General features: G+C 61.7%; 21 protein-coding genes and 1 pseudogene. 4 read left to right on the forward strand and 18 right to left on the reverse strand.

What is annotated here, in order from left to right:
- Positions 1–144 precede the first annotated feature (144 nt).
- From FN369_RS06300 to FN369_RS06345, 10 genes are all read right to left on the reverse strand, one after another.
- Positions 145–2,268, reverse strand: a complete 2,124-nt coding sequence (locus FN369_RS06300) for a thioredoxin domain-containing protein (protein ID WP_142525341.1) — start codon at positions 2,266–2,268, stop codon at positions 145–147.
- Positions 2,265–2,978 (reverse strand): metal-dependent hydrolase, encoded by a 714-nt coding sequence (locus tag FN369_RS06305; protein WP_142525359.1) that lies wholly within the window; start codon positions 2,976–2,978, stop codon positions 2,265–2,267. Before FN369_RS06305 ends, FN369_RS06300 begins: the two co-directional genes overlap by 4 nt.
- Positions 2,979–3,258: 280 nt before the next feature.
- On the reverse strand, positions 3,259–3,663 hold the full coding sequence (locus FN369_RS06310) for a hypothetical protein (protein ID WP_142525342.1): 405 nt from the start codon (positions 3,661–3,663) through the stop codon (positions 3,259–3,261).
- Between the two features lie 286 nt (positions 3,664–3,949).
- Positions 3,950–4,426, reverse strand: a complete 477-nt coding sequence (locus tag FN369_RS06315) for a hydrogenase maturation protease (RefSeq protein WP_142525343.1) — start codon at positions 4,424–4,426, stop codon at positions 3,950–3,952.
- The gene (locus FN369_RS06320) at positions 4,423–5,712 is read right to left on the reverse strand and encodes a Ni/Fe hydrogenase subunit alpha (protein WP_142525344.1); all 1,290 of its coding nucleotides are present in this window, start codon (positions 5,710–5,712) and stop codon (positions 4,423–4,425) included. The genes FN369_RS06315 and FN369_RS06320 overlap by 4 nt, the downstream gene beginning before the upstream one ends.
- Positions 5,702–6,481 (reverse strand): NADH-quinone oxidoreductase subunit B family protein, encoded by a 780-nt coding sequence (locus FN369_RS06325; protein ID WP_142525345.1) that lies wholly within the window; start codon positions 6,479–6,481, stop codon positions 5,702–5,704. Before FN369_RS06325 ends, FN369_RS06320 begins: the two co-directional genes overlap by 11 nt.
- A gap of 9 nt (positions 6,482–6,490) precedes the next feature.
- Positions 6,491–7,318 carry an FAD/NAD(P)-binding protein gene (locus tag FN369_RS06330; RefSeq protein ID WP_142525346.1) on the reverse strand — a complete coding sequence of 276 codons (828 nt, stop codon included), beginning with the start codon at positions 7,316–7,318 and terminating at the stop codon, positions 6,491–6,493.
- A 2-nt stretch (positions 7,319–7,320) separates the two neighbouring features.
- Positions 7,321–7,785, reverse strand: coding sequence for a cyclic nucleotide-binding domain-containing protein (locus tag FN369_RS06335; protein WP_142525347.1), 465 nt, complete (start codon positions 7,783–7,785; stop codon positions 7,321–7,323).
- Entirely contained in the window at positions 7,778–8,890 is a 1,113-nt protein-coding gene (locus tag FN369_RS06340) for a 4Fe-4S dicluster domain-containing protein (protein WP_142525360.1), read from the reverse strand. The genes FN369_RS06335 and FN369_RS06340 overlap by 8 nt, the downstream gene beginning before the upstream one ends.
- Positions 8,891–9,076: 186 nt before the next feature.
- The gene (locus FN369_RS06345) at positions 9,077–9,640 is read right to left on the reverse strand and encodes a C-GCAxxG-C-C family protein (protein WP_142525348.1); all 564 of its coding nucleotides are present in this window, start codon (positions 9,638–9,640) and stop codon (positions 9,077–9,079) included.
- Positions 9,641–9,802: 162 nt separating this feature from the next.
- Here FN369_RS06345 and FN369_RS06350 point away from each other — a divergent pair, with 162 nt between their 5' ends.
- The gene (locus FN369_RS06350; RefSeq protein ID WP_142525349.1) at positions 9,803–10,360 is read left to right on the forward strand and encodes a DUF3455 domain-containing protein; all 558 of its coding nucleotides are present in this window, start codon (positions 9,803–9,805) and stop codon (positions 10,358–10,360) included.
- A 53-nt stretch (positions 10,361–10,413) separates the two neighbouring features.
- Here FN369_RS06350 and FN369_RS06355 read toward each other — a convergent pair whose 3' ends face one another.
- The 6 genes from FN369_RS06355 to FN369_RS06380 all read right to left on the reverse strand — a co-directional run bounded on the left by FN369_RS06355 (position 10,414) and on the right by FN369_RS06380 (position 17,659).
- Entirely contained in the window at positions 10,414–10,896 is a 483-nt protein-coding gene (locus FN369_RS06355) for a hypothetical protein (RefSeq protein ID WP_142525350.1), read from the reverse strand.
- A gap of 115 nt (positions 10,897–11,011) precedes the next feature.
- Positions 11,012–13,468, reverse strand: a complete 2,457-nt coding sequence (locus FN369_RS06360; RefSeq protein WP_142525351.1) for an LPS-assembly protein LptD — start codon at positions 13,466–13,468, stop codon at positions 11,012–11,014.
- A gap of 70 nt (positions 13,469–13,538) precedes the next feature.
- A complete protein-coding gene (locus FN369_RS06365) occupies positions 13,539–14,732 on the reverse strand; it encodes a DegT/DnrJ/EryC1/StrS family aminotransferase (RefSeq protein ID WP_142525352.1) in 1,194 nt (397 codons plus the stop codon).
- Entirely contained in the window at positions 14,729–15,634 is a 906-nt protein-coding gene (gene rfbA, locus FN369_RS06370; RefSeq protein WP_142525361.1) for a glucose-1-phosphate thymidylyltransferase RfbA, read from the reverse strand. The genes FN369_RS06365 and rfbA overlap by 4 nt, the downstream gene beginning before the upstream one ends.
- A gap of 1 nt (position 15,635) precedes the next feature.
- Positions 15,636–16,718 carry a dTDP-glucose 4,6-dehydratase gene (gene rfbB, locus FN369_RS06375; RefSeq protein WP_142525353.1) on the reverse strand — a complete coding sequence of 361 codons (1,083 nt, stop codon included), beginning with the start codon at positions 16,716–16,718 and terminating at the stop codon, positions 15,636–15,638.
- Positions 16,715–17,659 carry a sugar nucleotide-binding protein gene (locus FN369_RS06380; protein WP_142525354.1) on the reverse strand — a complete coding sequence of 315 codons (945 nt, stop codon included), beginning with the start codon at positions 17,657–17,659 and terminating at the stop codon, positions 16,715–16,717. Before FN369_RS06380 ends, rfbB begins: the two co-directional genes overlap by 4 nt.
- A 149-nt stretch (positions 17,660–17,808) precedes the next feature.
- Between FN369_RS06380 and ychF the strand changes: the two genes are divergently transcribed.
- Together ychF and FN369_RS06390 are read left to right on the forward strand one after the other, a co-directional pair.
- Positions 17,809–18,912 (forward strand): redox-regulated ATPase YchF, encoded by a 1,104-nt coding sequence (gene ychF / locus FN369_RS06385; protein WP_142525355.1) that lies wholly within the window; start codon positions 17,809–17,811, stop codon positions 18,910–18,912.
- Between the two features lie 13 nt (positions 18,913–18,925).
- Positions 18,926–19,783: a L,D-transpeptidase family protein gene (locus FN369_RS06390; protein WP_142525356.1), complete on the forward strand. Its 858-nt coding sequence runs from the start codon at positions 18,926–18,928 to the stop codon at positions 19,781–19,783.
- A 31-nt stretch (positions 19,784–19,814) separates the two neighbouring features.
- Here FN369_RS06390 and mutL read toward each other — a convergent pair whose 3' ends face one another.
- Positions 19,815–21,602, reverse strand: coding sequence for a DNA mismatch repair endonuclease MutL (mutL, locus tag FN369_RS06395; protein WP_142525357.1), 1,788 nt, complete (start codon positions 21,600–21,602; stop codon positions 19,815–19,817).
- Between the two features lie 69 nt (positions 21,603–21,671).
- Between mutL and FN369_RS06400 the strand changes: the two genes are divergently transcribed.
- Complete coding sequence (locus tag FN369_RS06400; RefSeq protein ID WP_142525358.1) at positions 21,672–22,214, forward strand: CAP domain-containing protein; 543 nt, start codon at positions 21,672–21,674, stop codon at positions 22,212–22,214.
- Here the strand turns inward: FN369_RS06400 and FN369_RS11130 are convergent.
- Positions 22,176–22,480, reverse strand: a pseudogene (locus FN369_RS11130) (hypothetical protein); the annotation flags it as partial. The gene FN369_RS06400 and the pseudogene FN369_RS11130 sit on opposite strands and share 39 nt — an antisense overlap.

Consider the following 22,480-nt stretch of genomic DNA (forward strand, 5'->3'; position numbering starts at 1 on the left):
CCACTCCCGCCGCATCCAATGCGGCGTGGCCGGAAGGGATCCGCAAAAAAGGTCCAGGCCGACGGCTGCCCTGCGAACGGCGGGGCCGAGCGCGGCAGAGGGGGCGGCAAAGCATCGCCCTCTCTGCCGTTCTGCAAACAACTTTTACGCGGCCGCGAGGAGGCGCCGGCGGAGCGTCTCCGGATCGGAAATAGGCTCCGAGCAGGAGAAGGATTGGCAGAGATAGGCCACCGGTCCGTCCTCCCGCGGAGGAAGCGAGCGATAGAAGGCCTCCCGTTCTCCCAAAAAGGGGAAGCGGCGGCCCGGCTCGATCCAGAGCAAAAGCCTCCGGGAGCAAAGGCTGGAGGCCCCCGCAGCCAAAAGAGCGCGGCCCCTCGGGTCGGCTCTCGTCCCCACGACGGCCACCGAGACGGGGGACCCGGTCGAATCGAGGTAGGCCGCCAGCAACTGGGGCAGTCCGGTCACCTGATGGGCGAGGAGCGCCGCTTCGGCCTGAAAGAGCGCATCCACCCGTCCCGGCCACCGCTCTTCTGGCAAAAGCGCCGAAAGGCGGAGCAGGTTAGCGGCCGCAAGCGAGATTGGTGCCGGCTCCGCACCATCATACTCTTCCCGCATCCGAAAGGGCAGCACGCTTGCCCGCTCCCCGCTCGTCCAATACCCGCCGGATTCCGGGTCCCGAAAGAGAGCTTCCATTCGGTCTTGGAAGGAGATCGCCCTTTCTACCCACTGCGCTTCCTGCGTGAGCTCGAAGAGGTCGAGGAGCGCTTGCACCAACATCGCGTAATCGCCGGCGAAGGCCTCGACCTCTCCCCGTCCGTCCCGATGGAGGCGGAAGAGCCTGCCCGTCGCGGGCTCGAAGAGATTCGAGAGGAGAAACCCCATCGTCCGCTCCGCCGCATCCCGGTACCGCTCCTCCCCCAAGAGAAGGCCGGCCCGGGCCAGTGCGGAGGCGGCCAGAGCGTTCCAGCCGAGCACCACCTTGTCGTCTTTCGCAGGACGCGGCCTTCGATTCCGAGCCAGCGCGAGCTTACCGACCGCCGCTTGTCGGATCCGCTCTGCTTCTTCCGCGGAAAGCCCGCGCCGGGCGGCTATCTCCTCGATCGGAGTCTCCTCGAAGAGGATGTTCCTTCCCACAAGCTCGTGGTGGGGATCGCCCTCCGGCGGGATGTTCCCTTCGGGACGCACCCCCCAGAGATCGACGACCAACGCGAATTCCGCCGGCTCCAGAAGCTCCGCCAGTTCGCGCTCGGTCCAGAGATAAAAGGCGCCCTCCTGGGCCCGGCCTCCGTCGGGGGGAAGGCTGTCCGCATCCTCGGCCGAGACAAATCCCCCGCCCGGCAGTTCGAGATCCCGCAATAGGTAGTCGAGGATCTCTCGAACGATCGACTCGAAGCGCTTCTCGCCGATACAGCAGAAGCTTTCGAGATACACAAGGGCCAGTTGCGCCTGGTCGTAGAGCATCTTCTCGAAATGGGGCACCCGCCAGAACCGATCGACCGAATATCGGTGAAAGCCACCTCCGATCCGGTCTCGAATTCCGCCGCGAGCCATCGCCTCCAAGGTCTTCCGCACCATCGCGAGAGCACCTTCCCCTTGGGACCGGGCTCGGTTTCTCAGGCCGTACCGCAAGAGGAAATGGAGGGCGGCGGGCCGGGGAAACTTCGGCTTGGGACCGAATCCGCCCCATTCGGAATCGAACGCCCTCGAAAACTCCTCGAATGCTCGTTCCACAGCCCGGTCGCCGTCCACCCGGCCCGCCGGGCCTCCGGCCAGGACATCCCGGAGTCGACCCACGATCTCCTCGCCGCGGAGCGACAACTCCTCTCGGCCGCGTTTCCAGATCTCTGCGATCCGGTCTAAGACCGAAAGAAATCCCGGAAGCCCCCATCGATCATTCTTGGGGAAGTAGGTTCCCCCGTAAAACGGCTTGAGATCGGGGGTGAGCCAGACGCTCATCGGCCAGCCTCCTTGTCCGGTGGTCGCCTGGACAAAGGCCATGTAGGCTTGATCCACATCGGGTCGCTCTTCCCGGTCGACCTTCACCGGCACGAAGTCTCGATTGAGTCTCTCCGCGACTTCGGCATCCTCGAAGGATTCGTGTGCCATTACATGGCACCAGTGGCAGGTGGCATACCCGATCGAAAGAAAGATCGGCTTCCCCTCGGCCTTCGCCTTGGCGAATGCCTCGCTCCCCCATGGATACCAATCCACCGGATTCGCAGCATGCTGCCGCAGGTAGGGGCTCTTTGCGTCCGCCAAGCGGCTCATCTGCCCTCCAGATCTCTTCCCGCGCAAGCAATGGTCATCCTTCCACCGATCGGCAAGAGATGGAGGTCGAGCTCCGCGGCGGAAAACGCCTCCGAAGCCGCACGCTTGTCAATCCGAATCGGTTCGAAGGTGTCGTAGTGCACCCCGAGCACGTTCCGGCAACCGAGAAGCTCCGCAGCCCGGATCGCCTCATCCACCCCCATGGTGAACGTATCGCCGATCGGAAGGATCGCCAGGGAGATCGGATGGTAGATTTCGCCCAGCAGCTTCATATCCCCGAAAAGGGCGGTGTCTCCGGCGTAATAGACCGTCCCCTCCGGACTACGAATCACGAAGCCGCCCGCCGGCCCGCCGTAGCTCCCGTCCGGTAAGCTGCTGGAATGAAAGGCGGGAACATACTGGACCAAGCCGAAAGGCCACCACTTTTTCCCTCCCAGGTTCATCGCATAGACTCGCTCGACTCCCTGCTTGAGCAACCACTCCGCCACCTCAAAGCTCGACACGACCAGGGCTCCTGTCCTCTTCGCAATGTCGGGAGCATCGCCGATATGGTCGGCGTGCCCATGCGAGAGCAAAAGATAGTCCGCCGCGATCTCGTCGACGGGCAGATCGGCAGCGAGGGGGTTTCCGGTCAGGAAGGGGTCGAAAAGCAACCGCGTCTCGCCGATCTCCAACGCAAAGCAAGAATGTCCGTAATAGGTTACTTCCATGGAACCGAATCCCTCGTTCATCCTAGATTCGAACGAGGGCCGGAGCAAGGGGCGGGTCGGCGCGAGCGCACTTTCCAACCGCTTCGGCGGTCCGCTCCGCAAGAAAGCACCGCTTGTCCCGCCTTCGGACCAGCGCAGACCGTTTCTGATTCCAAAACGGGAGAGACCAGGGTCGAACGAGCGCTGCGCTCTCTTCCGGAAACCGCGAAAGCGGCTCAAGCGCCGCCCTCGATCGGGGCGACGCTCAAGCCTATTCTCCCTCTTCGCTCCTCGATCGTCCTCATTTCACCGAATGCATTTCGGCGAGCAGATCGATGTAGGCGTTGGCGGCCGCCGCCAGCTTATGGGTATACGCCATTTCCGAACTCTGCCCCGCTCCCTTCTCGTGGAGCTGGGTCATCGTCTTGCTTTCCATCACCTTCTTCACCAGCGCCTTTGCTTCCCGGATCGCGCTCTTCCCGTGCTCGACGGCCAACTCGTCGATCCCGGGCGCCATGTTCATCTCGCCGAGCATGACGAGATTGGAGCCCTCGGCCGCCATCTCCACGGCATGATTGATGACATCATGCATATGGTGGTACTCCATCGAGCTGCCCTGGTGGTGCTCCTGGGCATAGAGCGGTCGTACGCCGGATCCGATTCCTAAGAACGCAATCGACGCCAAGAGTAGAGCCATCTTTTTCATCGTTTTTCCTTCCTTTGCTGTTTTCCGTCCCTCCCTTCCGCTTGGAAAAGAAGGACTTGCTTTCAACTTAGCATAAAGTTTTGTCCAACGAAGAAAAAGTTGTAACCCCAGCGGGGTTGCCCGTTGCCTCCGCCGTTCCCCCGCCCTTGGGATCCTCCCGAGATCGGAGCGGGCTTCCCTTTCCGCGACGAAAGCGATGGGAGAATTGTGGATTGATCGTGGCCGGAAGTCTGACCGGGGTTTTACCGGAGGTTTCGGATAGCGCGCCTCGGCGACGGCGTCGATGTCAGGCGGCGCGGCACTCGCGGGCGATCCGTCGGACCGCTTTTCCCACCGCCGCCGCAACAAGGGGGGAGAGAGCTGCTCCGGGAGAAAAGCCGAGGGCTTCGACCGCGTAAAGGACGAGGCGATGGGGGAGCAGGTCGAGGGTGCGGCCCAAGGCGATCACCTCGAACAAACCGAGGGAGTGGGTCGAGGAGAGAGCGGCTGGCGCTACTTTTTGGCGGAGCGGTTCCAGCCGGAAGAGCCGCCCCGGCCTTTCGTGCGGGAGTGCGGCGTCCACCAAAATCACGAGCCGGCGTCCCTGCCAGCGGTCGAGGAGATCCAGGGGCCGACGGCAAGCGATCGTTTCTACATTGGGAAGCGAGAGCTTGGAGAAGCGGGCGGCGACTGCGGGTCCGAAGCCGTCGTCGCCTCGGTCGGGATTGCCGATTCCGGCAAGAAGCAGCGGTTTCGAAGAGCGAAGATCGAAACCGGCGCTCATGAGCGGCGGATCGCGAGTCGGAGGAAATGGGTCGAGCAGGAAATGCAAGGGTCGTAGTTGCGGATCGCTTGCTCGCAGCGCCCGCAAAGGATCTCCTCCGGTTCGCCGAGGAGACTTTCGGCCAGGAGCCGGAGATCCTCCTCGATCGAAGCCTGGTTCTGCGAAGTCGGCGGAACGATTCGAGCCTTCTCGATCGTTCCGTCACGATCCAGACGGTAGGAGTGGTAGAGCATCCCGCGCGGAGCCTCCGTGCAAGCGTGGCCCTCTCCTGGGCTCGGAGAGAGCGGGATCGACGGACCCTCGGGAGGCTCATAGGCGGCCAGCAGATGGAAAGCCTCCTCGCAGGCGAAGACCACTTCGACGGCTCGCACGACGATGCTTTGAAAAGGATTGCGGCAGGCGGACCGGAGGCCCGCCTCCTCTGCCAAGGATTGCACATACGGCGGTAGGCGGTCGAAGTTGAGATTGTATCGGGCCAAGGGGCCGACAAGGTAGCTGCCGCGTCGCCGGAGTGCGCAGTAGAGTGCGGTCGAGTGAGGGAGTTGCCGCTCTTCGAATTCCGCGTCGAACTCCTCCGGCGAAAGGGAGAGGCCGCTGCTGGAGACGATCCGTCCTTCGTTCATCGGATATTCGGAGGGATGGCGGAGCGCAACGAACTCGTAGTCCCTCTCGTAGTCTGGCATGGGGAAACGAGCCACCCAACGGAGAAGCGCCACTGCTTCCCGCCGAGCCCCTTCGAGCAGTTCCCGGAGCGCGTCGAGCTCTGCCCTGGTGGGCAGCCGGTAGAAGCCGCCGACCTTTACGTTGACCGGATGAATCTCCCGCCCTCCGAGGAGGCGCAGGATCTCGTTGCCGGTCCGCTTGAGCGCCAACCCCCGCCGGACTTCGGAGCCATGATCCCGAGCCATCGCCACGGCATCCGCATAACCCAAGAAGTCGGGGGCGTGGAGCATAACGATGTGGAGGACATGGCTCTCGATCCACTCTCCGCAGTAGAGCAGTCGGCGGAGGAGCCGGAGCTCCCCGCCCACGGAGAGACCCAAGGCGCGTTCCAAGGCGTGAACCGAACTCATCTGGTAAGCAACAGGACAGATGCCGCAGATCCGCGCCACGATGTCGGGAACCTCGGAAAAGGCCCGACCCCGGAGGAGAGCCTCGAAAAAGCGGGGAGGTTCAAAGATCCTGAGGCGAGCCGTCTCCACCCTCCCGTCGCGCAGCGCAAGCTCCAAAGTCCCTTCGCCTTCGACGCGCGCGAGCTGCCCGAGAGAGAGCTTCTTAGTCGGCATTGGCCTCGCTTTCCCGGCGGAAGGCCTCGGCACCGGCGTTGAAGGTCCGGAAGGCCCGGAGGAGATCCCGGCGGGAGGAGCCGAGCGCGCGCCATGCGCGAGCAAGGCTCGGGGTGTTGGGACTCTCCATCGGTCCGTAACAACCGTAGCAGCCGCGAGCATAGCCCGGGCAGATCGCTCCGCAGCCCGCTTGGGTCACAGGGCCCAGGCAGGCAACGCCCCGAGAGACAAGAACGCAGGGGTTTCCCGCACGCTTGCATTCGATGCAAACGGAGTAGGTCGGAATCGCAGGAGACCGACCCGCCAGGAAGGCGGAGATCACCTCTAGGAGCTGGAGAGGATGGATCGGGCAGCCTCGGAGCTCGAAGTCGACCGGCACATGGGCGGCGATGGGAGTAGAACGCTCCAGAGTTTGGATATATTCGGGCGATGCGTAGACCGAGGAAACAAAATCCTCGATCCGCGCGAAGTTCCGCAAGGCCTGGATCCCCCCTGCGGTGGCGCAGGCCCCGATCGTAACGAGCCTTTTGGATAGGCGGCGCACTTCTCGGATTCGTTGCGTATCCTCGGGTGTGGTAATCGATCCCTCGACGAGCGAGAGATCGTACGGTCCCGGCAGAGTCCGTCCGGAAGCCTCCAGGAAGTAGCCGATCTCTACCTCACCCGCCAGCGACAGGAGCTCGTCCTCGCAGTCGAGAAACGAAAGCTGGCAGCCGTCGCAGGAGGCGAACTTCCAGACCGCAAGGCGGGGGCGAGGCGAGGTCGGCATAATCCGTGATTAGATCTCCCGCAAGAAAAGCAGCCGGGCAATGCGGTCGTACCGAAAAATCGGCCCCTCCCGGCAGACGAAGGCCGGGCCGAATTGGCAGCGGCCGCAAAGGGCGAGAGCGCATTTCATGTTCCGCTCCATCGAAAGGAAGATCCGTTCGGAGGAGACTCCCGCAGCCAAAAGGGCACTGGCCGTAAAGCGCATCATCACTTCCGGACCGCAGACGAAGGCGGTGGTGTGTGCTGGCGAAAAGCGGGCATGGCCGATCCGTTCCGGAACGACCCCGACGGAGCCTCGCCACGAAGGGGGAGCATGATCGACGGTGACCTGCACCTCCAAATCCGGCCGCCGCTGCCATCCTTCCAACTCCGGTCGAAACAAGAGTTCCGTCGGACCCCGCGCCCCATAGAGAAAAACGACCCGCCCGTAGCGCTCCCTCTCGGCCAGGGCACGGAGGAGGGCGGATCGGATCGGGGCGGCACCCAGACCTCCGGCGATCAGGAGAAGATCGTCCCCCTCCGCTCGGTCGAGCGGCCAGGCCGATCCATAAGGGCCACGAGCGCCCAGGAAGTCCCCCGGCCGGAGTCGGCAGAGAGCTCTGCTTCCCGCTCCGACGGCCCGGATCGTGTGCAGCAGCCGGCCCGTTCCCGAGAGACCGCTGACGCTCACGGGGATCTCCGCTACCCCGAAAGCGTAGAGCATGAAGAACTGGCCAGGCAGAAAAGAGGGGATCTCCCCGTGAGACGGCACGAGCCCAAGGGTGGTGGTATCCGCGTTCTCCCGCCGGGCTTCCTCGACCCGAAAGAGACGTGGCACGAACGGATCGGGGTCGCGCATGGCTAGTCGGGGGACTTTCCGTAGACGTCGAGCAATTGGAGCCGGACCGCCTCCAAGCGTTGGACGAAGAGCGGCAAAAAGCGCTTGAGAAGCTCATAGCCGAGCTTGGGATCCGAGTCGGATTTGCCCCGGAGACAGCGCACGTCGATCGCGATCGCCCGGACAAGATCCAAGGCGCGCGCATCCGCGCTCCATCGGTAAGGGGGGACGACCCAAGAAGTTCCGACCACCTCCCCCTCGTGAATGGTCTCTAGAACAAGCGGGTCGCGCCCGGGACGGTGGAGCTCGAGGGCTACGGTTCCGTATTCGAGAAGAAAGAACCGGTCGGCGGGCTCCCCCTCCCGGACCAGATATTCCCCCGCTGCGAAGGAGACCTCCCGAGCGCATTCGGCCAGGGTCTCCACGATTGCGGGATCGATTCCGGAAAAGAACCGATGGCCGGCCAGAGCGATCTTGGGATCAGACATGAGCGGTCTCTTCGGGAAGGGAGCTTCGCATGGCTCGAGCCTCCTCGGTAATGTCGATGCCGACCGGGCACCAGGTAATACAGCGGCCGCAGCCGACGCAGCCCGAGCTGCCGAACTGATCGAACCAGGTCGAAAGCTTATGCGTCATCCACTGGCGGTAGCGAGAGCGAATCTCTTTGCGAACGCTGCCGCCGTGGAGATAGGAAAAGCCGAGCGTGAAACAAGAGTCCCAGAGCCGCATCCGCTCCGTGTGCTTTCCGGAAAGATCGCTATGATCCTCGACCGTCGAGCAGAAGCAGGTAGGACAGACCATCGTGCAGTTACCGCAGCTCAGACAGCGGCTTGCTACCTCCTCCCACCGGGGATGCTCGGGATGGCTCTGCAGGAGCTCACGGATGCCACGGGTCTCGAGAGTCCGTCCCATTCGGGCGGCCGCCAACGCCGTGACTTTCTCCGCCGCTCTCCGCTCGTCCTCATTTGCCGGCCGATGGGGGATCGCCGCCAACACCTCCTGCCCCACGCGGCTGCCCGCCTCTACCAAGAAGCGGTGGGAGCCCGCGTGCAGCAGCTCTGTCAACGCAAGGTCAAAGCCGCATGTTGCCTTCGGCCCGGCTTGCATCGAGACGCAGAAGCAGGTACCCGACGGCTCTGCGCACTGGACCGCAACAACAAACACTCTCTGCCTACGTTCGGCGTAGGAGCGGTCGCGATGGACTCCACCCAAAAAGACCCGGTCCTGGATCGCGATCGCGCACAGCTCGCAAGCGCGGACTCCGAGAAAAGCCCAACGCTCGTCCCGAGACGGTTCCTCGAGGAACTCCAATCCCGTTTCCGTCCGACGGGCTTGCCAGAGCCGTTGCCGTGAAGGGAAGAGAAACTGCTTCCAGGAATGCGGTCCGACGGCATATCCAAAGAGTGCCCGGTCCTCGCGCCTTTCGAGCCGGTAGCGTCCCCCATCCTGACGATCGGTCCATCCCTCGGGAAGGTCTGCGACGTTGCGGATGGGCTCGTAGACGACCGCCTCGTCCCGGACTCTGGGTCCCACCACGCCGAAGCCCCGCGAGGTCAGGACGTCGAGAAGCGCCTGCAGCCCTTCCCGATCCATGATCGATCCCTGCGATGCCGGAACCTGGGCCTCGGGCACGATGCGACTCCGATCTCCTTTGAAACTCTTTAGCTCTTCCGAGCGGCCGGGGCAAGCGTGCGCTGGGCTTCTCCCGCCTTACTGCCGAAAGGCGCTTTCCCAAGCCCATCTTGCAAGCCGCAAGAAAAAGCTTGTGAGACATGCGGTCTAGCGAGCGGAACGATCCGAAGGCCCGGCAGCGAGAGCCGGGTCGGCCTCTTCCTGGAGGACCCGGAGGAGCATCTTTGCGGTTTCCCCGGTGAGAGAGACGCAATGCTCCAAGTGGGCGGGAGTACCCCATTCGATCTTCCTGGTGAGCCATTTGCAGCAGTTGGCTCGGTACCGTCCCTTAAAGAGGGATTCCAGCCGTTGGATCGCCTGGTCGACCCGAGAATGTCGCTGGTGGTCCCGTCCGCCTCCCCGAGCTTCGTCCGCTCCCCGCTCTTCGGAGAGGAGAAGGCCGAGGAAGACCGCGGCTCCGTTGACCGCGCCGCAGAGACAGCGTCCCTGGCCCAGCCCTCCGCCGAAACCCCGGACGTAGCGAAGATCCACGGGGAGGTCGAACGCCTCGCCAAAGGCCAGCATCATCGACTCGGCGCAGTGAAAGCCACCTTTTTCGAAAAACTCCTCCGCCCTTCTTTCAACCCCTTCAGGAGTCAGGCCGGATACGCGCTCTTGCCACCGAGGCGACGGAGGGAGCGCCGGCGGAGGGTTCGGGAGAGCTTCCTTCATGCGAGTAGGCTAACGCCACGGGCATCGGGTTCAAGGACAATCTGCCCACCAGGGGGCCTTCCCCCTCTCTCCCCGGGGGAACCCCCGTCGAACGGCTTGACAGCTCGCCGCCCATTCGCTTTTCTGCGTTCGATCGAACCCTCACAAGAGAGGAGGTTTCCTATGGGTTGGAAACGGTCTGCACTTTTTGCCGGCTGCCTTGGCTTCTTCCTGTCCGCTCTTCCCCTTTTTGCGGAAGATGGTCCGCGGCAAACGAGCCTTCCGCTTCCTCCCGACACCCGCCTCGTCTGGATGGCAACTGCCACGGGCTTTCAAGTCTACAAGGCGCTTCCCTCCGGAGAGCCCCAGGCTTCCCTTCGCTGGGTTTTCCAAGAACCGGAGGCGACGCTCCGAGACCCCTCGGGGGCAAAGATCGGTCGCCATTTTCGCGGTCCCTGCTGGGAGGCGACCGACGGAAGCCGAGTCATGGGCTCGATGCCCCCTCTAGCCCAATCTCCCGCCGGCAATCCGAGCGATGTCCCCTGGTTGTTGATCACGGTACAGAGCAGCGGAACGGCGGGCGTCCTCTCGGGCGTCACCCATGTCCTTCGAGTCGGCACCCAGGGAGGGGTAGCGCCGGCGGCAAAGCCATCCAAGGCGGGCGAGCTTGTCCGTGTCCCCTACAAGGCGACCTATCTCTTCCTGGCTCCGTCCGCTGGATCCAGTCCTTCCCCCCACTGACGGGCTCGGCCGCGCCAAGCCGTCTCTCCCCTTTCGATCGCGCGGGAGAAAGACTACCCTTCCCGCCGCCCCGCGAGGAAGAATGCATCCACTCGATAGTGCGGCTTTGCAGGCCCGAACTCCTCCATCGGCCGCCAGCCGCGCATTCCTGAGGAGATCGGAATATCCCTCGGGTTACCGGGACTCCCCAAGTAGGTAAGGTTTCGGTTGATCAAAACCAGGACATCGCACCCATGCTCTTTTGCGACCGCACAGAGTCGACTTCTTCCCAAGGGAGAAGCCCAAACCTCGGTGGCTCCCCGATAAAAGAGCCTGCCCAAAACCTCCCATCGAAAGGACGGCGCCGCGGCATAAAAGGAAACCCCCTGATGTTTTTCAAAGGGGCGGCTGGGTTGGCTCAGCGTGAAGACGGGGCCGGGAAACGGCCGCTTCTCCGCCACCCAACGCACGCTTCCCGCCCTGGCCTCGATGCCGCAGCAGACCAGGATACAGAAAACGAGCGCCGACCAAAGAACCTCGCGCCCCTTCCTCTTCATTCCAATCTCCTCCGTTCCGCGAAAGATCCGCCGCCAAAAGGCGCGCCCCTTTCCGCCTTTTGCCATTCCGCGCGGCTTTCCCGCCGGCGAGCATCCCGCCCCGGCATCCAGGCTCCTACTGACCGATTGCCGGCTTGAACGACGGGAAGGCTTTCAGCGTGAAAGTCAGGTAGTAGTTCAGAATGGCCGCCGCTCCCGGGTAGCTGAAATCCTGGAAGCTGAAGGCAACGATCCAATCCCCCAAGTCCCGGTAGATCGAAAACATCTTCACCGGGACCGAATTCGTCTGGCTCATATACATGAGCGTTCCGCTCACCTGCCAATTCTCGTTGATCCGCCAAAAGTTGGAGACGTAGCCCATACTCTGGACAGTCGGGGATATCTGAGCCACGACGGGCAAAATATTGTTTTGGGGAAAGAAACCTCCGGCGATCTGCGGAATCGGAAAGAAGCTGCTCGGAATCGTCACATTGTCGAGATATTGATAGCCGAGCGTCAGCGAATCCGAGCGATGGAACTGCCAAGTCAAGCTGTTGTTGATATTGGTGAACCCTTGATCATAGGTCGGCAACGCCAAATCCGTATGAAACATGAACCAGGGGACGGGATTGAAATCGAAGGTGCCGTAGATCTCGTTCACCGTGTCGGTCGTCGGCATGAGCAGCGTGTTGTACTTCCGATCCCAGTTCGCATCCGTGAAGAGCGTCAGCTCCGCCAAGTCGTAGTTCTGCCCGTTGCGCTTGGTTTGGAGTCGCTGCGTCGCCCCCGCACGAAGATAGGTCATCCCGAAGAAGGAATCGATCGAGGGATAATCGATGGGGTTGATCAAAGACGGAGTAATGGTGGGCATGAGGCTGTCGAATCCAAGTATGTTGTACGGGTTGCCGTAGGGATTCGGTATATATTGAAACGTGGCGAAAGGCTGGATCACATGCCGCAATCCATGGATTCCCAAGGCGTCGCTTTCCACGTTGCTCCAAGTTTTTGATAGCTTGAAGGATGCATCTAATCCGGCGATAAGGAGTCCTCGATCGAAATTCAAGTTCGACTGATTCATCAGAGGCATCGGCGCGTTGAACGCGTTACCGTAGACATTCTGATCCGACCAGTAGGTTCCTTCAACACCGAGCCGCGGGGTGAGGGAAAGCCAATGAAAATATTCCTTCGGGTAGGAGAGCTGTTGCAGCGTATCCCAGCGCCATCCACCGTAGTTGCTCACTAAGTAGGCGCTGTCCAGCCCATGTTGCTGGTAGAATCGATTGAGGGGAAACCAGGGATAATAGAGCCCGAACAAATTTCCGGTCAGCGGATTCAGGTTCGATAACTGCTGCTCAAAATTGACGACGCTCCAGCGGCTTTCATAGGCAATTGGGCTATGGAAGATCTTGGCGCGGTTGGTTTCGAAGTCGAGTTCCGGCAATCGATTCAGCCCATTAAAGAAAGGCATCAGATTATCTTGAACGAGAAGATCCATCGTGAAGCCGGTGTTGTAGTAGTTGAGCCAAGCGACGTTATTCGGCTGACGATTGGACATGTAGGAGTTGTAGTAAAAATCCTCCATTATATATGGATCGGTCCAATAGTTCAGATCCGTTGTCAATGTGAGGTCCTGGCTCATCGGGTAGCGCTCTTGCAAACTAGCGAGGAAGCGGTTCGGGCCTACGTCATAACGGGGGAGCGAGGAGTAGTTGAGCAAATACCCCTGGTCGTAGGGCAAGCCGAAAAGGCGTAAATTGCCGAATCCTTCCTCGTTGGGTTTAAATCGGAAGAGGCTTCCCGCCGCGATCCCGCGGTCCTGGTAGTAATTGAGCTGGAACGATGCGCTCAGGTTGGGATTGAATTTCCAATTATAAACCAAGAGCAAATAGTATCCCCAGTACGACCTGTCGCCCGGAATCAAATAGAGAGTGTTCGAATCCCCGTCGAGCGATTGGCTGACCGCGGGCAGCCAGAGAACGGGAATCCGACTGAGATAAATGACGACGTCGCGCATGAGGACGCGATCTCCCGCATAGATATCCATCGTGCGGGCCTTCACCTGGAGCCCGGGTTTTTCTCGATTCTCGACCGTAGCCATGCCGTGATCGATGTGATAATGATCGGTTTCGGGGGTCGTCAGTTTTTCGCCCGTGGCCAGCAGCGGGAGGTCGACGAGCCCCCAATCGTTGGCGCTGATCGCCTTGGTGTCGATGTTGAACACCATGTGGGCTGCCCGAAAGATCTTTTCGCCGGTATAGACCCGGACGTTCCCGTCGGCGAAGACGTTGCGCGTCCGGTTATCGAAGCTGACCCGATCGGCGTACAGGGTCGTGTCCCCATACCGGACGATGGCATTTCCTTCCGCGGTGGCGATTCCTCCGACGAAATGGGTCTCCTGCGCAGTGATTTCGACCGGCTGCTGGCCCGGTGGGGTCCCCGAATCGCCGCCCGGAAGTGCGGAAGCGGACAGGGAAAGAGATCCGACCAAGGCGAGGAGGAGTAGCAGGCCCGAGGCCGAACGAAGCGATCCTCGTCGTCTGGACGAGCGAACGGACGGGCCATCCGCCGCGGCTTTTCGCTTATCGTCTCGCATCGCCGAAAAGACGTTTGCTCTTCTCCTTCCCGCGGGACGAAGGAATCCGGGCACCGTTTCCTCCCCTTTGCTACGTCTCCTTCGCTCTCTGTCGCGCGAAGCGGGAGACGAGTTCGACCACCCGGTGAATCTCGTCGGCCGACAAGCCGGGAAAGATCGGAAGAGCCAAGGATTCGCGGGCGAAAAGCTCCGCTACCGGAAGCTCCTCCCCTTTCCGTTCACCGACGAGGAAACAGGGTTGGAGATGCAACGGCAGGGGATAATAGACTTCGGTTTGCACCCTTGCCTCCGCCAGGAAGCGACGCAATCCGTCCCGATCGGGGGGATAGCGAATCACATATTGATTCCAGGTATGCTCGCCCCTCCAGTCGCGCGGTAAAAGCACTTGGCCGGGGCTGCTCGGGCAGACCGGCTCTTCCTGCCCCTCGCAGCGGCAGGAATCCGGAGAGCGAGCGGCAATTCCGCTCGCCAGGAACGCTTCTTCGTAGATCTGTACGTTGCGCCGGCGAGCTGCCAAGGCAGCCTCGACACCCGGCAAGCGGGCTCGAAGAAAGGCCGCTTGGAGTGCATCGATGCGAAAATTGCCTCCGATCCACTCATGCCGATATTTAACTCGGGAGCCATGTACCCGAAGCGCACGAATTCGATCGGCCAACGCTCCATCCTGCGTCGTCACCAAGCCCGCATCGCCCAGAGCTCCCAAGTTCTTCGTCGGAAAGAAGGAGAAACAACCCAAGAGTCCCCTGCCACCCGCCCGTTGATCGCCGGATCGAGCCCCGAAGGCTTGCGCCGCGTCCTCGATCACCGCCAACCCCGCCTCCCGCCCCACGGCCAGAAGGCTCGTCATCGCAGCCGGCTGGCCGAAGAGGTGGACCGGAATCACGGCCTTGGTTTTCTCGGTCACCTTCCTCTTCACCTCCTGCGGGGAGAGATTCCAACAGCCGGGACACGAATCGGCAAAGACGGGTTTCGCTCCAGTCCGCGCGATCGATCCCGCAGTGGCGAAAAAGGTATAGGAAGGGCAAATGACCTCGTCCCCCGGGCCGATTCCCAATGCCTGCAAGGCAAGCAGCAACGCATCGGTTCCGGAGGAGACCCCGATTGCGTGGGCAACGCCGAGAAAATCCGCGCATTCCCTTTCGAAAGCCGCAACCTCCTCTCCGAGGATGAACTGCCCGCTGGCGAGCACCCGTCGAAAGGCCTCCTCGAGCCTTCCTTTCTCTTCCGAGGCCATCCGGCCAAAGTCGAGCAGAGGGATTCTCATAAGGAAGAGCCCGTCCGCGAACGATCGTTTTCCTCCACCAGCTTTCTCAGATATTCCCCATAGGCGGAACTGCCCATGCGCCGAGCTTGCGCAAGTACGGCTTCACGGTCAATCCACCCTTTGCTCCAAGCGATTTCCTCCAAGCAGGCGATTTTCAACCCTTGCCGATGTTCGATCGCCCTTACGAAAGCGCTCGCATCGGCCAAAGCATCGTGGGTTCCCGTATCTAGCCAGGCGATTCCGCGGCTCAAGACTTCCACTCGCAGCGTTCCTTCCGCCAAGTAGCGACGATTGAGATCGGTGATTTCGAGCTCTCCCCGTGCCGACGGAACGAGTTCCCGGGCAAATTCCGGCGCCCTCCCGTCATAGAAATAGAGACCGGGAACAGCATAGGCCGATCTCGGCCGCTTCGGCTTCTCCTCTAGAGAAAGCACTCGGCCGTTCGCGTCGAACTCGACGACTCCGTAGGCGGAGGGATCCGAAACCCGATAGGCAAAGATAGTCGCCCCCTGCCGGCGGGCCGAAATACGGCCGAGCGTCCCGCTCAGGCTATGCCCATAGAGCAGATTGTCTCCGAGCACGAGGCAGGACGGTCTCCCATCCAGGAACGTTTCTCCGATCACGAAAGCCTGCGCCAAGCCCTCCGGCCGCGGCTGCTCGGCGTAAAACAAGCGCAAGCCGAAAGCGCTCCCGTCGCCCAAAAGCCTCTCGAAGAGCGGTCGATCGCTTGGCGTCGAGATGACCAAAATCTCCCGAATGTCGGCGAGCAAGAGCACCGAGAGGGCGTAATGGATCATCGGTTTGTCGTAGACGGTCAAAAGCTGCTTGCTCACCGAAAGGGTGGCTGGATAGAGGCGAGTCCCCAGGCCGCCCGCCAACACGATTCCCCGTCGCTCTCCCATTTCAACCTCGGAGCAGTCCAAGCCGTTCCCGCGCAAAGCCGTCCCGTCGAATCCGCTCACACCACTCTCCATTCTCTCGATACCAGTCGATCGTTTTTCGGAGCCCGTCCTCCAATGTCTCCCGCGGCTTCCAGCCCAACTCTCGGCGGATCTTGCCGGAATCGACCGCGTAGCGGAAATCATGTCCCGGCCGGTCGGTCACATAAGTGATCAGATCCCGGTAGGATCTTCCCGAGGCTCGAGGACGGATCTCGTCCGCCAGGACGCAGAGCTGTTCGACTAGTTCCCGATTCGAGCATCCGCTGCCGCTTCCGATATGATAGGTCTCCCCCGGCTTTCCCCGGAGGAGAACCTCGCGCAGAGCCCGGCAATGATCCTCCACGTAGATCCAATCCCTCCGATTGCTCCCGTCCCCGTAGATCGGGAGCGGCTTCCCCTCGAAGAGATTCAGGATCATGAGCGGGATCATCTTCTCCGGGAATTGCCGGGGCCCGTAGTTGTTCGAGCAGTGGGTCACCATGGCCGGAAAACCAAAGGTCTTGGCATACGCTCTCACAAAATGATCCGACGCCGCCTTCGACGCCGCGTACGGGCTCGAAGGGTCGTACGGGGCGCCTTCTCGGGTCGGCTCTTCCTCGAGCCCGATCGATCCGTACACCTCGTCCGTGGATACGTGGAGGAAGCGAAATCTCTCCCGTGCTTCCCGCGGGAGCTCCCGCCAATAGTTCCACGCGGCTTCGAGCAGTCGCCAAGACCCCACAACGTTCGTTTCGACAAAGGGTTGCGCGCTCTCGATCGATCGATCGACATGCGTTTCCGCCGCGAAATGGATTACTCCCTCGACGCGGTTTTCCCGCAAGAGACGTCCCACGAGTGGCTGATCCCCGATCTCCCCCTGGACGAACTGATGCGCCCCCTCGTCGGGCAAACCGGCAAGATTCTCCTTCCTCCCCGCATAGGCGAGCTTGTCGAGGGTGACCGCCCTCTCCGGCCGCGGTCCCTCGTGAAAAATCAGGTGGAGGAAGTTCGATCCGATGAATCCCGCACCTCCCGTGATCAGCCAGCGCCCCGCCCGTTCTCTCATGGCTTCCGCAGCTCCCCGATCGATTCGACCGTCGCTTCTCTCCAGTTGTTCCAGGCGCGCTCCACGGCGTCATGGACCTCCTCCAAATGGATTCCGACGCTCTGCAACTTGGAGCTGTCGAGTACGCAGTTGGAGCGGGGTGCGCGCGCGACCTTCCGGAACTCCTCCTCTCCCGCGAAAAAAGTAAAGCGCTTTCCCTTCTCGATCAGCCGCCGGCCGAAGGGAGAACGACCCAGCAGATCGATGACTTGGCGCGTGGTCACCGATCCGGGATTGACCACGTTGTAGATTCCGAACGGCGCGCGTCGTTCCCAACATTCGACGGCGGCTCGGACGAAGTCGTCGAGTTGGGAGAGGGAGTTTCGTGCATCGAGAAGGCGTTCGTAACGCAAAAGCTTGCTCAGATAGTTCTTGGAAGAATCGACCTCATTGAAAGGGATGCGCAACCTCCAAAGATAGCAGCTCGCGGCGTCCGACAGGATCTCTTCTCCCAGCGCCTTTGTTCCGCTATAGAAGCTTCCGTTGTTCGTCCGAAAGCAGAAGTTCGGCGGGTCCTCTTCCCGAAAGCCCAAACGTTCTCCCTTCGACCCTATCCCTCGATCTCCAGTATAGAGGCACCCGGAGGAAACATGACCCCAAGGAAGCCCGCGGTCCGAGCAGAGGCGGGCCAAGATCCCGGGAAGCACCGCATTCCCCAAGAGGCATTCGCTCTTATGGTCTTCACACGCATCTACATTCGGACGACCGGTATATCCGGCCGCGTTGATGAGGAACTTCGGCTTTACCTCGTCGAGAAAGCGGGCGACAGAGGCGGGCTCGAGAAGATTGACTTCCCGATGGGACGGCGCCACGTAGGGGATTCCTCGTCGAAGGAAATACCGCTGAAAGGCACTTCCCACATATCCCGATCCGCCGAATAGAACGATCTTTTCCAAAGCCATCTTTTCTCCCCGATCTTTCGCTGCTTTCCGCCGAAGCCGTCTTGAACGGACCATTCTCTCCAAGAGAGCCCGTTCAAGCAAGCCGCCATCGACGAGGAAGGATTTGCCTCCTCTGGGTAAATGCACTATGTCCTAAAGGAAAGAACGTTATGTTGCGCGCCGGAATCGTCGGACTGCCCAACGTGGGGAAGAGCACGCTCTTCAACGCGCTCACGAAGAGTCACAAGGCGGAAACGGCAAACTACCCATTTTGCACGATTGCTCCCAACGTGGGCGTCGTCGAGGTTCCCGACCCGCGACTCGGCCGGCTGGCGGAGCTCTCCCGCTCCCGGCGGGTGATTCCGGCCGCGATCGAGCTCGTCGATATCGCCGGATTGGTGGCGGGGGCAAGTCAAGGGGAGGGACTGGGGAACCAGTTTCTCGCCCATATCCGGGAAGTGGATGCGATCATCCATTTGGTACGATGCTTCACGGGACCAGAGGTCCACCACGTAGCGGGCTCGGTCGATCCCGTGCGGGACATCGAGGTCATTCATACGGAATTGGCCCTAGCCGACCTGGCCACCCTCGATCGTCAGCGGGAAAAGAAGCAAAGAGGCAACGGACATGGCGACCCACGCACCCCCGTCCTGCAAGGATGCATCGAGAAGGCTCGGGCGATTCTCGACCGGGGGATGCCGCTTTTCTCCGAACGATGGACCCAGGAAGAAAAAGCGCTTCTGCGAGCCTTTCAGCTCCTTACGATGAAACCTACCCTCTACGCATGCAATGTCGCCGAAGAGGCGCTTTGCCAGGGTGCCAAGAATCCCCTCGTCGAAGCGGTGGTCCGATTCCTGGAAGATCGAAGCGATTCGGCTCTTGTGATCCTCTCCTCTCAGCTCGAGGCCGAGCTTCCCACCCTCCTTCCGGAGGAGAGAGAGTCCTACCTCCAGGTTCTCGGCGTCTCCGAAAGCGGGGTCACGAGCCTGATCCAAGCGACCTATCGGCTGCTCGGTCTCCGCACCTTCTTCACCTCTGGAGAGAAGGAGACACGAGCTTGGACGATTCGAGCCGGAGATCGCGCCCCTCAGGCGGCGGGGGTGATCCATTCAGATTTCGAACGCGGCTTCATCGCGGCCGAATGCGCCTCCTTCGGGGAGATGGAACGACTCGGCTCGTTCGCGCGGCTGCGGGAGGCCGGAAGGCTGCGTGTCGAGGGGAAAGACTACGTCGTCGAGGACGGCGATGTGATCGAGTTTCGTTTCAACGTCTAAATTCCGATCCTCCATGTCGGCCTCGCTCGTTTCTCTTCGGCGCCGAGCACTCCTCGCAGCCGTCCTGATCGGATCCCTTCCAGCTCTGCCGCTTCGCGTCGATGCCGACCCGTCGCTCCCCTCGTGGAACGAGCCGGCGGCCTCGGCGCCGAGAGCGCAGCCTGCGGCGGCCGCTCCGTCGACAAACGGGAACGACGCGGAAGCGCTACGGAAGTGGGAAAAGCGGGCCGAAAAGGAGAGGGCGCGGCGCGAGAAAGAGATGCGGAAGGCCGCGGAGAAGGAACGGAAGCGACTGGAAAGGGAGCGGGAGGAACGGGAAAAAGAGATGCGCAAGCATCCGAAGCCGCTCTCCCCTTCGCAGACTCCCGTTCGCGTAGCCCTCCCGGTGCAAGGACCACCCCCTCGGGTTCTCGCCGCTATCTGGTCGCAACTGGTCCCCACGAAGAAGATCAGCTCGCTGGTCATCCATGTGCGCCAGCAAAAGATCTACGTCTATCAAGGGAAGAAGCTCGCGGCCATCGCCCCGATCTCTACCGGAAATGCTTCCCATCCCACGCCGATGGGCCGCTTTTCCGTGCTTCAGAAGGATCGCAACCACCTTTCGAGCCGCTACGGCTGCTTCGTGGACAACGCAACGGGCCGAATCGTCGATGCCAACGCGGTGATCGGGCAACGTGCCCCGCCGGGAACCCACTACGAAGCGGCCGAGATGCCCCATTTCCTCCGGATCACTTCGGACGGGGTCGGACTTCACGGAGGGTATCTTCCCGGATTCGCCGCCTCCCATGGATGTATCCGCCTACCGAAGAGCTTTGCCTCCGAGATCTTTGAGCTTGTGCAAGACGGAACTCCGGTCTTCGTCGTCGAGTAAGAGAATCAACCGATCTACCGCAGCGGCCCGGTCAGGGAGGATCGCAGCCGGCGGGCGATCCGACTCGCCCGAACCGGCGTTCCAACTCTCCGTAGGAAAGCTCGATCCACGTCGGGCGCCCATGCGGACAACTGTCGGGATTCCGGCAGGCACGAAGATCTTCCAACAACCGGACCACCTCTTCCGGAGAAAGGCGATCACGGGCTTTCACGGCCCGCCGGCAAACAATCCCGGCCAATATCTCCGCTTCCGCTCCGCCGATCGCACAAGGTCCCTTTCGGCCGGCGAGATCTGCGGCCAGCCGTTGCAGGAACGCGACGAGATCAAGGGAAGCCAGCCGCGCCGGCACCGCCTCCACCGCGAAAGTTCCCCCGCCAAGATCCTTCAGTTCCAACCCCAGCCGCCGCAACGCCGGAAGCTCCTCGTCCAAAGCCGCAGCCTCGCGCGCCGAGACGGTCGCGACCACCGGATGGAGCAACGGTTGTCCTCCGCTCTCCCGGCTCTCCCAGATCGACAGGAGCCTTTCAAAGAGAACCCGCTCGTGGGCCGCATGCTGGTCCACCACGACAAGCCCCTCCTTGCTTTCGAGCAGCAGATAGAGCGAGCCCACGACACCGATCGGGCGGCCATCGATCTTGGGACCTTTCCCGCTCTTTGCCAATCCGGTATCGACGAGCGGAGCCAGCTCCGCCTGGACCGATGGCGCATGGGGGGCTTCGATCCGCCCGACGAGGCCGGCAGTCGTCGGACCCTCCGATTCGTAGCAAGCCCCCGGACTTTCCGACACGGATCGAGGGAAAGCCGCTTCGGGAAAGGAAACCACAGGCTGCCGGCCGAGCCTTTGCGCGACCGCTTCGACGACCAGGCTCCAGAGCTCCCGCTCCTCGCGGAATCGAATCTCTCTTTTCGCGGGATGAACATTGGGATCGATTCGGCTCGGATCGATTTCTAGCCAGAGAACCACCGTGGGATGGAGGCCCCGCAAAAGCGAGTGACGATACCCTTCTTGCAAGGCGGCCGAGATCAACCGGCTTTCCACCGGTCGACGGTTGACGAAAAAGAACTGCTCCTCCCGGCTTGGCTTCCCTATGCCCGGGCGGCTCAAAAAGCCGGTGAGGGAGATCTCCGGGCGATTCGCTTGGAGCGGCAAAAGCGCTTCGATCCAGTCCTCCCCGAAGATCGCCGCCAATCGATCTTCCCTGGATCGGGCAGACGGCCACACCGTCCCCTCCCCTCGGCTCCCATGTCGAAACCGAAATGCCGTCCCTGGCTGCGCCATCGCCGCGAGCATGACTTGTCGTTGCAAATGTGCCTGCTCCCGTGCCGGAGAACGCAAAAAGCGGCGCCGTGCGGGAAGACGGGAGAAAAGAGAGCGGACTTGAACGGTCGTTCCTCGATCTCTCCCGATCTCTCGAACGGAGATGAGCTTTCCCGCTTCGACCGAAACCTCGGTTCCCACCGGATCGTCCTCTTCTCGAGTGCGAAGGAGAAAGGAGCTTACCGACGCAATCGTCGGAAGGGCCTCGCCCCGAAACCCGTACGATCGCAGCCGCGTCAACTCCTCGAAGGAGCCCAGCTTGCTGGTCGCGTAACGCTCTAAGCAGAGAAGAGCATCCTCCTTCCCCATGCCGCAACCGTTATCGGCGACTTCGATCAAGGCACAACCGCCGCCCTGGGTATGGATATCGATCTCCGTGGCACCCGCATCGAGCGAGTTTTCGAGCAACTCCTTGACCACCGACGCCGGGCGCTCTACCACCTCTCCCGCGGCAATCTGAGAGGCAAGAACCTCCGGCAATACGCGAATTTTCCTCGCCATGATCGTTCGTCACCTTCGCGCGCCCGTCCGGCTTGTGCGAATCGTTTTTTTTCGCTTCTCTTCTCGGTCATGGCAACTTCCCCTTCGCTTCTCCGCCTCCTCCCGCTCTCGGCGGCCTCCCTCCTCGTGCTCTTTCCATCAAGAGCCCCCGCCGAGCCTTCTCCCTCGGATCTTCCCGCCTTTCGGGCGGCGATGCTGGCCGAGATCAACCGCTTTCGATCGGACCATGACCTTCCTCCTTTGAAGGCGGATCCACGTCTCGAAACCGCCAGCCAGGAGTGGGCGGAACGGATCGCGGCGGATCGCCGCCTGCAACACCGTTCCGATGCATCTCTTTCTTCTCTCTTGGATACGGGCGGCTGGGAGACGATCAACGAGAACCTCTACTATGCCTCGCGATCCCCCGACCCGGCAAAGGTGCTCGCGGATTGGAAGCGAAGCCCCTTCCACAGAAAGAACCTTCTGAATCCCGCGATCCGATTTGCCGGGATCGGCAGGGCTCTCACAAGTGACGGCGCCGCCTACGTAGTCTTCAACGGTGCCGGAGGGAAACGATCGAAGAACTGGAAAGAACTATGGGAGAGTCTCCCCTTCGGCCATCGAAGCCCCTGAGCTCAGACCCAGGGATTGGAGCAGCCGATCGAGCTCTTCCGGCGAAAAGTAGCTGATTTCAATCTTTCCCCGCCCCGCTTTCCCGCGCACCCGTACACGCATGCCTAGCCGCTCCCGAAGCCTTGTTTCCAAGTCTCGCCAAGAAGCTGCCGCCGCTTCCTCTTTTGGATCTCGCCGATTCTGCTCGCGATCGCCCTCTCGACGGATCTTCTCGACGAGCGCTTCCGCCTGACGCACGCTCAGCCCCTGACGGGCGATCTGGCGGG

The organism is Methylacidimicrobium cyclopophantes (genome assembly GCF_902143385.2).
Classification (GTDB): domain Bacteria; phylum Verrucomicrobiota; class Verrucomicrobiia; order Methylacidiphilales; family Methylacidiphilaceae; genus Methylacidimicrobium; species Methylacidimicrobium cyclopophantes.

Bases quoted from the DNA above. Each gene is read 5' to 3' on its own strand.
- FN369_RS06300 (WP_142525341.1), bottom strand. From the start codon at position 2,268: ATGAGCCGCTTGGCGGACGCAAAGAGCCCCTACCTGCGGCAGCATGCT.
- FN369_RS06360 (WP_142525351.1), bottom strand. From the start codon at position 13,468: ATGCGAGACGATAAGCGAAAAGCCGCGGCGGATGGCCCGTCCGTTCGC.
- mutL (WP_142525357.1), bottom strand. From the start codon at position 21,602: ATGGCGAGGAAAATTCGCGTATTGCCGGAGGTTCTTGCCTCTCAGATT.
- FN369_RS06335 (WP_142525347.1), bottom strand. From the start codon at position 7,785: ATGTCTGATCCCAAGATCGCTCTGGCCGGCCATCGGTTCTTTTCCGGA.
- FN369_RS06355 (WP_142525350.1), bottom strand. From the start codon at position 10,896: ATGAAGAGGAAGGGGCGCGAGGTTCTTTGGTCGGCGCTCGTTTTCTGT.
- FN369_RS06325 (WP_142525345.1), bottom strand. From the start codon at position 6,481: ATGCCGACCTCGCCTCGCCCCCGCCTTGCGGTCTGGAAGTTCGCCTCC.
- rfbB (WP_142525353.1), bottom strand. From the start codon at position 16,718: ATGAGAGAACGGGCGGGGCGCTGGCTGATCACGGGAGGTGCGGGATTC.
- FN369_RS06315 (WP_142525343.1), bottom strand. From the start codon at position 4,426: ATGAGCGCCGGTTTCGATCTTCGCTCTTCGAAACCGCTGCTTCTTGCC.
- FN369_RS06365 (WP_142525352.1), bottom strand. From the start codon at position 14,732: ATGAGAATCCCTCTGCTCGACTTTGGCCGGATGGCCTCGGAAGAGAAA.
- ychF (WP_142525355.1), top strand. From the start codon at position 17,809: ATGTTGCGCGCCGGAATCGTCGGACTGCCCAACGTGGGGAAGAGCACG.
- FN369_RS06330 (WP_142525346.1), bottom strand. From the start codon at position 7,318: ATGCGCGACCCCGATCCGTTCGTGCCACGTCTCTTTCGGGTCGAGGAA.
- FN369_RS06390 (WP_142525356.1), top strand. From the start codon at position 18,926: ATGTCGGCCTCGCTCGTTTCTCTTCGGCGCCGAGCACTCCTCGCAGCC.
- FN369_RS06345 (WP_142525348.1), bottom strand. From the start codon at position 9,640: ATGAAGGAAGCTCTCCCGAACCCTCCGCCGGCGCTCCCTCCGTCGCCT.
- rfbA (WP_142525361.1), bottom strand. From the start codon at position 15,634: ATGGGAGAGCGACGGGGAATCGTGTTGGCGGGCGGCCTGGGGACTCGC.
- FN369_RS06400 (WP_142525358.1), top strand. From the start codon at position 21,672: ATGGCAACTTCCCCTTCGCTTCTCCGCCTCCTCCCGCTCTCGGCGGCC.
- FN369_RS06305 (WP_142525359.1), bottom strand. From the start codon at position 2,978: ATGGAAGTAACCTATTACGGACATTCTTGCTTTGCGTTGGAGATCGGC.
- FN369_RS06340 (WP_142525360.1), bottom strand. From the start codon at position 8,890: ATGGATCGGGAAGGGCTGCAGGCGCTTCTCGACGTCCTGACCTCGCGG.
- FN369_RS06320 (WP_142525344.1), bottom strand. From the start codon at position 5,712: ATGCCGACTAAGAAGCTCTCTCTCGGGCAGCTCGCGCGCGTCGAAGGC.
- FN369_RS06350 (WP_142525349.1), top strand. From the start codon at position 9,803: ATGGGTTGGAAACGGTCTGCACTTTTTGCCGGCTGCCTTGGCTTCTTC.
- FN369_RS06310 (WP_142525342.1), bottom strand. From the start codon at position 3,663: ATGAAAAAGATGGCTCTACTCTTGGCGTCGATTGCGTTCTTAGGAATC.
- FN369_RS06380 (WP_142525354.1), bottom strand. From the start codon at position 17,659: ATGGCTTTGGAAAAGATCGTTCTATTCGGCGGATCGGGATATGTGGGA.